Below are 10,611 nucleotides of genomic sequence, written 5' to 3'. Positions count from 1 at the left end.
GACGGCTCGACGGACTCGGCCTCGGTCACGTTCTCACTGGTCATCGATGCATCTTCCTTGATCAGGAGTTACACCGATCGTTTTACAGTCCCGGAACATGTGGGGAGGCGGGATGCCACACCCGGTTGGTGGACGAGCCGATGCTGCGCAGGGTGTACGAAGCCGGCCGACGACCGTGAATGTGCACGCCAGCCGTCACGGGTGTTACGGATAGGCGTGCATGCCGTTGGCAGGTCATGACTCCACGAACACTGCCTGCAGGCCGGAAGCCGCCAGCAACGGAGGTGCGTTGCTGGCGGCTCTGCGGGGCCTGGCTCGGCCGCACGGTCCCTGATCGAACTCGCCGCTGAGCTGCCCGCCGCCGTACTCGCCCAACCCCTCGGCTTGAACATCACCCCAGCTGAGAGCTGGGCGATCCAAGCCGCAACTCACCACGCCGCCTACGCTGCTGAACTGCCCCAGCGCAAGAACACCCGCTGGTGACGGAACAGCACACCTACAGCATGAGGAATGAGGAATCATGAAGCATGTGCCCGGATGGCTGGCACCTCACCGAAGACATCGACGACTTTCTCGCCCGAGCCGGAGACTTCCTGCGCTCACGGCCCGCTCTGCCCCTACCAGCGAATCGGATACGTCCCGGTCACCGACTGGGCCGCGTACGCCTTCTCATGCGCCATGCCGGAACTCAGTTACTGAGTTTGAACTCGTGATGTCGCATTCGGCTGACTGGGCCCTGCGCTGTGCGGTATCACCGTTGGATGCGGTATCCGCAAGGGGGCGGGCTGACCGCCGAGCGTCGGGAGTTCCGGGAGCGGTTACGGCTGGAGGCTGCTGAGCGGTTCGAGCGGGGTGAGACGAGCGCGGTGATCGCCAAGGAGTTGCGGGTCAGCCTCCGGTCTGTGCAGCGGCGGCGCCGGACCTGGGCGGAGGGCGGCTCGCGGGCTCTGAACTCGGGTGGCCCGGTCGCTGCCTCGGCTGAGTGACGAGCAGTTCGCTCAGCTGGAGCGGGAGCTCGCCAAGGGCCCGGCCGCGCATGGCTGGGAGGACCAGCGCTGGACCTTGGGTCGGATCAAGACCGTGATCGGCCGGCGCTTCCACATGGCCTGCACCGTTCAGGTGTGCGCAAGCTCCTGGTGCGCAACGGCTGGTCCTGCCAGGTCCCCGTCCGCCGGGCCCTGGAACGGGACGACGAGGCCGTCGCCGGCTGGGTGAAGGAGACGTGGCCGTGCGCGGAAGGCTCGCGGCGGCCTGTGGAGCATGGCTCGTCTTCGAGGACGAGGCCGGCTTCTCCATGACGCCGCCGCACGCCCGGACCTGGTCGCAGCGAGGCCGCACCCCGGTGGTGCGGGTCCGCGGCCGCTCCCGCAGACGCATCTCGATCGCGGCTCTGACCTGCTACAAACCCGGTCACCGGTCGCGGCTGATCTACCGGCCACGGCGCGACGACGGCAACCGCGACGGACGCAAGAGTTTTTCCTGGCGCGACTACCGCGACTTGCTCATCGCCGCCCACGCTCAGCTCGGCGGGCCGATCGTCCTCGTCTGGGACAACCTAAATGTCCACAAAGCCGCAGGACTTCGGGAGTTCGCCGCCACCCGGGACTGGCTGACCATCTACTACCTGCCGCCCTATGCACCCGACCTCAACCCCGTCGAAGGCGTCTGGTCCCTGCTGCGGCGCGGTTGGCTCTCCAACGTCGCCTTCACCACGCCGGAACACCTCATGCAACGAATCCGAAGCGGCCTGCGGCACTTCCAATACCGCAGCAACCTCATAGACGGCTGCCTCACCGAAACGGGACTGACGATCAACCCCTGATCGTCGCAGACGACATCACGAGTTCAACCGCAGTAGGAACTGTGGAGGGATCCGCGATGGGCACAGTGAACACCTCTGCGCCCATCTGTGGAATTCGCCGTCGACACCTCGCTGAACGCCATCAGCAACCTTACGGCGTAGAACACCAGCAGTCAGCTGGAGATCCGCTTGTCCGTCTGCTCCGGCGGGTTGTGGAGTACCGGACGATGAACATCCGCCGCGGGACCGCATAGTCGGCTCCTGGGCGGCAGGCCGACAGCCAGGGGCTCGACGACGTGTGCCGTGCTGCGGTCCGCGCACCCGATGCGGTGCGCGGGCCGCAGCACGGTGTCGGAAATCGAGGATCGGGGAGAACGATGACGGTTCAGGGGCCTGGCCGTGTCCGGGTTTCGCACCATCAGTACGTCATGGTCGACGCGGACGCCGAGCCACCGGAGCAGGACATCGACGACCGACTCGCGGGCAATGGCTTGGTCTGCATCAACGCTCCTCGGGGACCCGGAGGAATACTAGTGGTGGAGGTTCCGGATCCACGCACGCGGCCGGGACACCGCAGCCGCAGCTGGCGACATCAACGCGGACGAAGGCGACACCGTCCTGGAACAGCACCTCGTCCAGATCTGGGCCGCACCCCGCGCAGCGGAGATCCGGCACCGCCTCACCGACCAGGTCGGCCGGCGAAGCCGCACCGTCAGCCCCGCTGAATACACGGAGACGAAAGCAGCCGAAGCCGAAGCCGCCCACGCGGCACAAGCACCCACACCCGACCGACACCAGCACACCACCCACCACCACACCGAACTGCACGCCCACACCCCGGACCGCGCCACCTAGAAGACGGCTCTGCTCCGGTATGCCACCGAGCTGATCGGCCGCGGGGTGCCGCAGATGCCGCCTTGCGGCTATCGCAGGGTGTTGGTGCCCCTGGGGGCGTTGCTGGCGGCGGGGAGCGGCTGGTGTCCCTCGTCCCAGTGATTGGACCATCCGCAGAGCCCGCATGCGTACCGGCCGTTGAGGCCGTGGATTTCAGCGTCACAGCCGCGGCATCTGGTGGTGGTGATCTCCGGGGTCATGGCGGGGCCGGGCGCGGTGGATGACCAGCCGCATTGGTTGTTGCAGGTCCAGGACCCGTCGGGGCCCTCGGTGGCTGCTGCGCCACAGTTTCCGCACGTCATGGTGGCCTCCCCGGGGTGGCCACGCCGACGGGGGTGACGGCGAGGCCGGAGCCAGTTTGGCAGGGGAGTGGGGTGCTGGGGAGGGGTTCGGGGCGAGAGCGACCCGTTTTGGGATGGTTCGGCGCGTCATTCGCATCCGATATTCGAACAGGCGTAGCATTGGTGCGTGCCCAGGTACGGCTTCCCCCAGCTCTCCGGGGGAACTGCTGTGGCGCGAGGCGAGTCAGAACGCTGGCCGGTCTCGGCAGCCTGCATCCAGGCGACTTCCCGGCTGAGGCGCGGGCCGCTCGCAGCGAAGCGAGTACTGCCCCGTCGGTGTCGGCGAGCAACCGCCAGGCAGTGGGCGTGGAGGCGACCGGTCCGAACACCTCGCCCTGGTCCCGCAGCACGGCCAGATCCGCTATCGCCTCACCGCCGTCGACGAGCATCACCGCGAGATCGGTGGCGGTCCGACCTGGATCGTGCCCGGTGCCACGCGGTCGCAGCGGCCTGAGCGCAGTGGAGTAGGCGGTGGTCAGACCGATGGCATCGGCAAGATCCGCCAGCAAACGTGCGCCCGCGTGCCCGACCACCCCCGAACCGTCAGTGGAGACGTGGAGCTTGGGACGAGAACCGCTACCCTGCACGCAGAAAGTGCCTTCCGCTTGGACCGACAGGACCCCTCGACAAGGTTCATCGTCCCAGCTCAGAAGGCACTTTCGCGTTTCCGCCCCGCTTCCGGCCTCATCTCAACCGAAACGGCGAGGCTAGTAGGCGTGGTCGGCTGTGACGTCTGCCGAGAGGTCGAGAGCTCGTTGGGCGGCCGTGGTGCGTTGGGCCATGAGGGTCTGGGTGAGGGCATCGACAGCGGCGAGGTGGGCGATGCGGCTGGCGGTGGTCTCCAGGCCAAACACGAGGTCCTGCCCGCCTGCCACGAGAGCGTAGGTACTGGTTTCACTCAGCGGGGATTGGGCGTAACTGGTGATGGCGACGACGGTGGCGCCGGCTTCACGGGCGCGGCGTGCGGTGTCGACAGTGCTACGGGTGGCGCCGGTGTGGCTGATCGCCAGACATACGGCGCCGGCGGGGAGTTGGGCAGCCGCCAGTTGGGCGGTGAGGGGGTCGGTGGGGGAGTCGACGATGCAGCCCAGGGCGCGCAGGCGGTAGGCGGCGTCGATGGCCACGGCCGCGGAGAGGCCAGCGGCGGTCACTACGACATGGGGGGCGGTGTTCAGCGCGGCTGCTGCGGCCTGGAGTTGCGCAGGGGTAAGGGTGGTGGTGAGGCCGTCGAGGGCTTCGCGGGAGGCGCGCAGGGTGTCGTTGAGGGCGCGTGTTGCGGGGTCGTCGTCGAGGTCGGGTGCGGGGCCGCGGGCGGGGAGCTGTCGCGCGGCGGCGATCTTCAGCTCCTGGTAGCCGCGGAACCCCAGGCGCTGACACGCGCGGACTACGGAAGAGGAAGCGGTGCCTGCGAGCTTGGCAACATCACTGACGCTGAGCGCGACGAGATCGGGGCCTTGGTCGAGGATCACTTGGGCGACTCGGGCCTCGGTCTCGCGGAGCTCCGGGAGCCTCGCACGCAGGTGGGAACTGAGACTGTATCCCGGTGCGGAATATTGTTCCATGTGCTTAGAGTAGCGCGGAATTGTGTTCCTCACCTGTTCCTGGTCGTCAGGAGTTCCTTCTCCATGCCCTCTTTCCTGCCCGCGGGCGCCTTCGTTCCTGCGGCGGTGCTCAGCGCCGCTGTCCTGCATGCCGTGTGGAATGCCATGGCTCACCGCATCCCCGACAAACTTGTCGGCTTCACGCTGATCAACCTCGCCTACACCGGATGCGCGGCCGTCATGGTCTGCTTCGTCCCGTTTCCTCATGCCTCGGCGTGGCCGTACATCCTGGCCTCGGCCGTCCTGGAAGTGCTCTCGCAGCTCTTCCTGCTGCGCGCCTACCAGCTCGGCGACTTCGGTCAGATGTACCCGCTGGCCCGCGGCACTGCTCCGTTGCTGGTCGCTTTCGCCGCGGTGAGCATCCTGGGCCAGTCCCTGACCGCAGTCGAGACTGCGGGCATCGTGGCCATCTCCGCAGGCCTGGCGGGGCTGGCCTTCGCCAACGGGTGGCCCGGACGCGCCCAGCTGCCCGCGCTGGCCGCAGCGGTGGCCACCGGCGCGGTCATCGCCGCGTACACCGTCATCGACGGTACCGGGGTACGCCACTCGGAGACGGTGGCCGGATACATCGCCTGGCTTTTCCTCCTCCAAGGACCGGTCCTGCCACTTCTCGCCCTGGCCCGCCGTGGCCGTTCCCTGCCCGCCCAGCTCCGGCCCGACCTCGCCGTGGGCCTGTTGGGCGGCACCCTCTCTCTGCTCGCCTACGGACTCGTCATCTGGGCACAAGCCCACGGCGACCTCGCCACGATCGCCGCCCTGCGCGAGACCAGCATCCTCATTGCCGCGCTCATCGCCACCCTCATGTTCCGTGAACGCTTCGGCCGCCTGCGCCTGGCTGCGAGCGCGGCTGTCCTGACAGGCATAGCCGTCCTGGAACTCGCCCATCCTTGAACGGGGCAACGTCAGTAAGCACACGGCCGACTCCCTCGCGACGCCGAAAGCGAAGGCCGACCAGGTCGCCCGCGCGGCCGGGGAACGTGAGGAGGAGCATCGGGTGAGGGGGCGGGGCACCAGAACCTCACCATGTACACGAACGTCGCCACCTTTACGACAAAAGCGAGGACTGCTGGCCAGGGAGACGTCCTTGCGTCGCAGCATCTACTGAGGAGGACGACCTTGAGCTGGACCGGTGAACTGCGGGTGTGCTATTGGCGGCGACCATGGCGGTGTCGGTCAGAAAGTGCCTTCCGCTTGGACCGACAGAACCCCTCGACAAGGTTCATCGTCCCAGCTCAGAAGCCACTTTCGTAGTTCCTCCCCCCGCTTCCGGCCTCATCTCGACCGAAACGGCGAGGTTAGGGAGTGTCTTCCGGATCTCGCCAGCTGGCGCCGGCCGTGCGGACGTCCAGCGGGACGCTGCCGATGCGGTAGCCGCGTTCGTCGAGCAGATGGCCGCTGAGCTTTAGTGGCCAGAGGGCCACGGCCCGGTCGGTGATGTCCAGGCCGGGGGCGCGCTGGGCGAGTCGTACCTCGAAGCGCTGGGCGTCGGCGAGGGACTTCACCCAGGCCACGACGAGGACGTTGTTCCGGCCGGTGAGACCGGCGCACAGCCGTACCTCGCGGGCGCCGGTGACGGAGCGGGAGACGCTCTCCAGCTCCCCCGCGGCCACTCTCCCCCAGAGGATCACCGTGACCGGCCACTCCGACAGAGGGCGGGCGACCTCGCAACGGGGCTGGAGCATGCCGGCGGCGAAGAGCCGCCCGAGTCGGCGACGAACCGTGTCCGGGCTCGTTCCGCAGGCGTCGGCCAGGGCACGGTAGGTGGCGCGGCCGTTCATGGACAGGGTCCCGACGAGGGCGTGGTCCAGGTCGGTGAGCGGGAAGAGGGGGGTGTCGGCACGGGGAGCGCCGGTTTCGGCGAGGCGGGCGATCTGGGTGCGGTCGAGGGCGCGCAGCCGCCAGCGGCTGCCTTCGGTGTAGACGGTGCTCGCGAGGTGGGTCCGGGTGGCGACGATGCCCTGCATCGCGCCGATGCCACGGGTCACCCAGTGGGTGAGCGCGGCGAGGTCTGTGGCCATCACCGTGAGCAGGAGGTCGCGGTCTCCGCTGACGTGCTCGACGGCGGTGACGTGGGGCAACTCGGCGAGGGCCCGGGCGACAGCCAGCAGGCTGCCGCTGGCGCAGTCCACCTCGACGACGGCAAGCAGTCCCTGTCCGGTCGCGGCGAGGGCGGGCGACGGGGAGCAGCTGATCCAGGCGGCGCCAGCTTCGGTGAGCCGGTGCCAACGGCGGGCCACGGTGACGGCGTCGAGTCCGAGTACGGCGCCGATCTCGTTCCAGCCGGCGCGTGGGGCGATCTGCAGCGCGTGCACCAGGGCCTGGTCGACGTCATCGAGCGCCCGTACCACCCCGTGCGCGGAATTCCGTACCGGTTCGTTCCTGGAATCCTGCGCCATTCGAGGTCCCTTGCGTGTTTCCTGCGATTCGGGTCGGTTGGACGGTCCAGGACTTCAGTCTTGCCGCACCGATGGCCGGAACCGTATCAGGAGGTTGACGCAGCATGTCCGTACTGGAACGCGCCAGGGAACTCCAGCCCGATCTCGTGCGGCTCCGCCGCTCGCTGCACCGCGAGCCGGAGCTCGGCCTCCGGCTGCCGCGCACGCAGGAGAAGGTCCTCACCGCGCTCGACGGTCTCCCTCTCGAGATCACGCTGGGCCAGGAGCTGACCTCGGTCACGGCCGTGCTGCGCGGTGGCCGTCCAGGCGGGGCGGTGCTGCTGCGGGGGGACATGGACGCGCTGCCGGTGGACGAGCTGACGGGGGTGGAGTACGCCTCCGAGCTGCCGGGCCGGATGCACGGCTGCGGGCACGATCTGCACACCGCCGGGCTCGTCGGTGCGGCGACGCTGCTCGCGGACCACCGGGAGAGCCTCCAGGGCGATGTGGTGTTCATGTTCCAGCCGGGCGAGGAGGGGCACAACGGTGCCGGGGCGATGATCGGCGAGGGTGTCCTGGGCGCGGCGGGCAAGCCGCTCGACGCGGCCTTCGCCCTGCACGTCTCGGCCAATCGCCTGCCCGGCGGCTGGGTCGCGTCCCGGCCCGGCACGGTCATGACGGCGTCCGACGTCCTGCGGGTGACGGTTCGCGGCGAGGGCGGGCACGGATCGGCTCCGCACCACGCCAAGGACCCGGTGCCGGCCGTCTGCGAGATGGTGACCGCGCTGCAGAACTGGGTGACGCGCACCTTCGACATCTTCGACCCGGTGGTGGTGACCGTCGGGCGGCTGCACGCCGGTACGCAGCAGAACGTCATCCCGGACACGGCCGAGTTCGAGGCGACCGTACGCAGCTACTCCGAGGCCAACCACGAACGGCTGGCCGAGGGGCTGCCGCGTCTGGTGCGCGGGATCGCGGCCGCACACGGCCTGGACGTGGAGGTGGAGTACGAGATGCTCTATCCGGTCACCGTCAACGAGCCGGCCGCGACGGCGTTCGCGCTGGACACGGCACGCGAGCTGTTCGGCGCGGGCGAGGTGTGGGAGGCGCCGCAGCCGGCCAGCGGTTCGGAGGACTTCTCCCTTGTACTGAACAAGGTGCCCGGCGCGATGCTGCTGGTCGGCGCGGCGCCCGAAGGCGCGGACGTGGAGAAGGCACCCCAGAACCACTCCCCGCGGGCGGTCTTCGACGACCGGGTGCTCCATCGCCAGGCGGCGCTGCTCAGCGAGCTCGCGGAGCAGCGGCTCGCCGCAGGCGCGTCGGCATGACGGCCCCGCTCAGGACGGAGGAGGAGGCGGCGGCGCCCCGGGTGACCGCAGTAGTCGGCCTGCTCGTCGTCTTCGAGCTGGTCAGCGGCTTCCTCCAGGGCTCGGCCCCAGCGCTGGTACCGGCCGTCCAGGACTGGCAGTCCATCAGCGCGTCCCAGGCGCAGTGGTACATGGCGGTGCAGTTCCTCGCGGCCGCAGTTGCGGTGCCCGTGTTCGGGCGGCTCGGAGATCTGTACGGGCACCGTCGGCTCACCCGGATCGCGCTGGCCTGCGTCACGGCGGGCACCGTCCTGGTGGCCCTCGCACCGAATCTGACGGTGCTGCTGATGGGCCGTGCCCTGATGGGCCCGCTGGCGGCGCTGCTGCCACTGGAGATCGGCCTCGTACGGGACCGGCTCGACCTCGATGGCGGCCGGCGGGCAGTGGGACTTCTCGTCGGCGCGCTCACCCTCGGCTCGCTCCTCGGCCACGGCTTGGTGGGCCCCCTGCTCGCACTCACCGGCGACGTCCGGGCCACACTCTCGGTCCTCGCCGCGCTCGCGTGTGCCTGCCTGACCCTGTCGTACTGCGCGATCCCGGAGTCACGGACCCGTGCACCGGGCCGGATGGACTGGACCGGGGCGCTGCTGCTCGGCCTCTCGCTGCTGCTGTTCCTCGGCACGACGGCGCGCGGCGCAACCTGGGGCTGGACCTCTCCGCTCACCCTGGGCGGACTCACGCTCTCCCTGGCCCTGCTCGCCTGGTGGGTCCGGCTCGAACGGGACCGGCCGCACGCCCTGGTCGACGTCCGGGCGGTGGCCCGCCGCCAGTCCGCGCCGTACTACGTCTCAGGCTTCCTTTTCGGCGCGGTGATGCTGGGCGGGCAGGCGGTCGGCATCTCGTATCTGGCCGCATCCACGGCCGACGAGGGCTACGGCTTCGGGCTCACGACCTGGGAGATCAGCGCGTGGGGCGCGGTGCCGCATGTGCTGGCCTTCGCCGGGGCGAGCCTCGTGGCCCGGGTGGCGGCCCGCACCGGCTACCGTCGTGTACTGCTGCTTTCCTTCGCACTGATGGCGGCAGGGAACGTGGGGCTGATCGCCGCGCACACCGCTCTGCCACTGTTCGCCCTGGCGTCCGCCGTCGCCGGCTTCGGCATGGGCCTGGCCTTGGGCGGTCTGCCCACTGTGATCGTGGAACGCAGCGCCACGGACCGCACGGCGAGTGCGACCGCCGTCTACAACAACCTGAAGACCCTGGGCGGCAGTGTCGCGGGCGCGGGCTCGGCGGTCGTCCTCGGCTCCCTCGTCGTCGGGGGTACGGAGATCCCGGCACTCTCCGCGTATCTGACGATCTGGGGGCTGAGCGCAGTGCTGTGCGTGGGCGCTCTGGTCCTCCAGATACTGACCGGTCGTGAGGTGCACGCTCCGGGTGCGACGGGGGACCTCGGCTCCGGCGCGTGTACGACAGGCGGCGCGGCCACGCCGGGGCCCAGTCGGGCGGCTTGAACGCGACGCTCCGCCGTGTGGCGGCACTCCCGCGGCCCGAAGACCACACACGTTGGTTCACCCCGAGCTGGGGCAGCGGGCGGGCCCGGCATCAAGGAGCACGCGGATCGCGCGGCGCGGCCGCGTGCCTGCTCGCGGACATAGCGAGCGGGACCGCTAGGGGCGGCGGCGGCCGACGACACCCTGCCCTGGCCGGTGGCTAGCCGGCCGCGTTCGCCTGCCTCACCCTGGCCCCGCACCATCGCCCGCCTTGGCGAGACGATCCCTGAGACGTCGAAGATCTTTACGGGACAATCCTTAGGCGGCACCCGCCTGCTCTCCACTCGACGATCAGCCATGCTCGCCCCCTACTTTCGTAGGGGGAACCGGGCGCACAACGGCGGATTCGCTGTCATGCAGGAATTTCTAGCGTTCAATCCATGAACGACTGGACTACCTCCCACGACCGTGTCCTGATCCCCCACCTCTCCTGCGGCAGTCACCTGGACATCGTGGAGCCCAACCTGCGGTTCACCGACCGATCGACCACCTCGTCGCTACCCACCCGCACCTTGCCGGCGTGACCGGGCAGGCCATCACCGACCAGGCCGACCAGGTGCGGACGCAGATCGACGAACCCACCGCGCGGGCTCAGCGAACTCAACGAGGACCGAATCCGGCCTCGGGGCCGCGGAGGGACTGTAAATCGTTCGGCTCTGACAAGATTTCCGTAGCCGTTGATCGTGCCTCGGTGTGGATCAGTTGAGCAGGATGCGGTGGCGGAGGAGGCGGAAGCCGGCGCGGC

7 protein-coding genes and 3 pseudogenes are annotated in these 10,611 nt (G+C 69.3%); 7 read left to right on the top strand and 3 right to left on the bottom strand.

Translation table 11 applies throughout. The features are described 5' to 3' along the window. Nucleotides 1–527: 527 nt before the first annotated feature. The 3 genes and pseudogenes from ACFVX4_RS40660 to ACFVX4_RS40650 all read left to right on the top strand — a co-directional run. Nucleotides 528–614, top strand: a pseudogene (locus ACFVX4_RS40660) (GNAT family N-acetyltransferase); the annotation flags it as partial. Nucleotides 615–761: 147 nt separating this feature from the next. Continuing rightward, a pseudogene (locus ACFVX4_RS40655) lies at nucleotides 762–1,298 on the top strand (winged helix-turn-helix domain-containing protein). Next, complete coding sequence (locus ACFVX4_RS40650) at nucleotides 1,295–1,822, top strand: transposase (RefSeq protein WP_389988122.1); 528 nt, start codon at nucleotides 1,295–1,297, stop codon at nucleotides 1,820–1,822. Before ACFVX4_RS40655 ends, ACFVX4_RS40650 begins: the two are co-directional and overlap by 4 nt. 1,382 nt (nucleotides 1,823–3,204) lie before the next feature. Here ACFVX4_RS40650 and ACFVX4_RS40645 read toward each other — a convergent pair. Both ACFVX4_RS40645 and ACFVX4_RS40640 read right to left on the bottom strand, forming a co-directional pair. Beyond that, nucleotides 3,205–3,653: pseudogene (locus ACFVX4_RS40645) on the bottom strand (IS1380 family transposase); the annotation flags it as partial. Between the two features lie 90 nt (nucleotides 3,654–3,743). After that, nucleotides 3,744–4,598, bottom strand: a complete 855-nt coding sequence (locus tag ACFVX4_RS40640; RefSeq protein WP_389988119.1) for a MurR/RpiR family transcriptional regulator — start codon at nucleotides 4,596–4,598, stop codon at nucleotides 3,744–3,746. Nucleotides 4,599–4,661: 63 nt separating this feature from the next. Here ACFVX4_RS40640 and ACFVX4_RS40635 point away from each other — a divergent pair, with 63 nt between their 5' ends. Then, on the top strand, nucleotides 4,662–5,528 hold the full coding sequence (locus tag ACFVX4_RS40635; RefSeq protein ID WP_389988116.1) for an EamA family transporter: 867 nt from the start codon (nucleotides 4,662–4,664) through the stop codon (nucleotides 5,526–5,528). A gap of 404 nt (nucleotides 5,529–5,932) precedes the next feature. Here ACFVX4_RS40635 and ACFVX4_RS40630 read toward each other — a convergent pair whose 3' ends face one another. Then, complete coding sequence (locus tag ACFVX4_RS40630) at nucleotides 5,933–7,033, bottom strand: Lrp/AsnC family transcriptional regulator (RefSeq protein ID WP_389988113.1); 1,101 nt, start codon at nucleotides 7,031–7,033, stop codon at nucleotides 5,933–5,935. 104 nt (nucleotides 7,034–7,137) lie between these two features. Between ACFVX4_RS40630 and ACFVX4_RS40625 the strand changes: the two genes are divergently transcribed. From ACFVX4_RS40625 to ACFVX4_RS40615, 3 genes are all read left to right on the top strand, one after another. Beyond that, complete coding sequence (locus tag ACFVX4_RS40625; RefSeq protein ID WP_389988110.1) at nucleotides 7,138–8,340, top strand: M20 family metallopeptidase; 1,203 nt, start codon at nucleotides 7,138–7,140, stop codon at nucleotides 8,338–8,340. Then, nucleotides 8,337–9,827, top strand: coding sequence for an MFS transporter (locus ACFVX4_RS40620; RefSeq protein WP_389988107.1), 1,491 nt, complete (start codon nucleotides 8,337–8,339; stop codon nucleotides 9,825–9,827). Before ACFVX4_RS40625 ends, ACFVX4_RS40620 begins: the two co-directional genes overlap by 4 nt. 419 nt (nucleotides 9,828–10,246) lie before the next feature. Beyond that, the gene (locus ACFVX4_RS40615; protein ID WP_389988104.1) at nucleotides 10,247–10,390 is read left to right on the top strand and encodes a hypothetical protein; all 144 of its coding nucleotides are present in this window, start codon (nucleotides 10,247–10,249) and stop codon (nucleotides 10,388–10,390) included. The last annotated feature ends 221 nt before the right edge of the window (nucleotides 10,391–10,611 follow it).

The sequence above is a fragment of the Streptomyces sp. NPDC058240 genome (genome assembly GCF_042882135.1).
In the GTDB taxonomy this organism is placed as follows: domain Bacteria; phylum Actinomycetota; class Actinomycetes; order Streptomycetales; family Streptomycetaceae; genus Streptomyces.
This window is presented reverse-complemented; position numbering and strand designations above follow the sequence as displayed.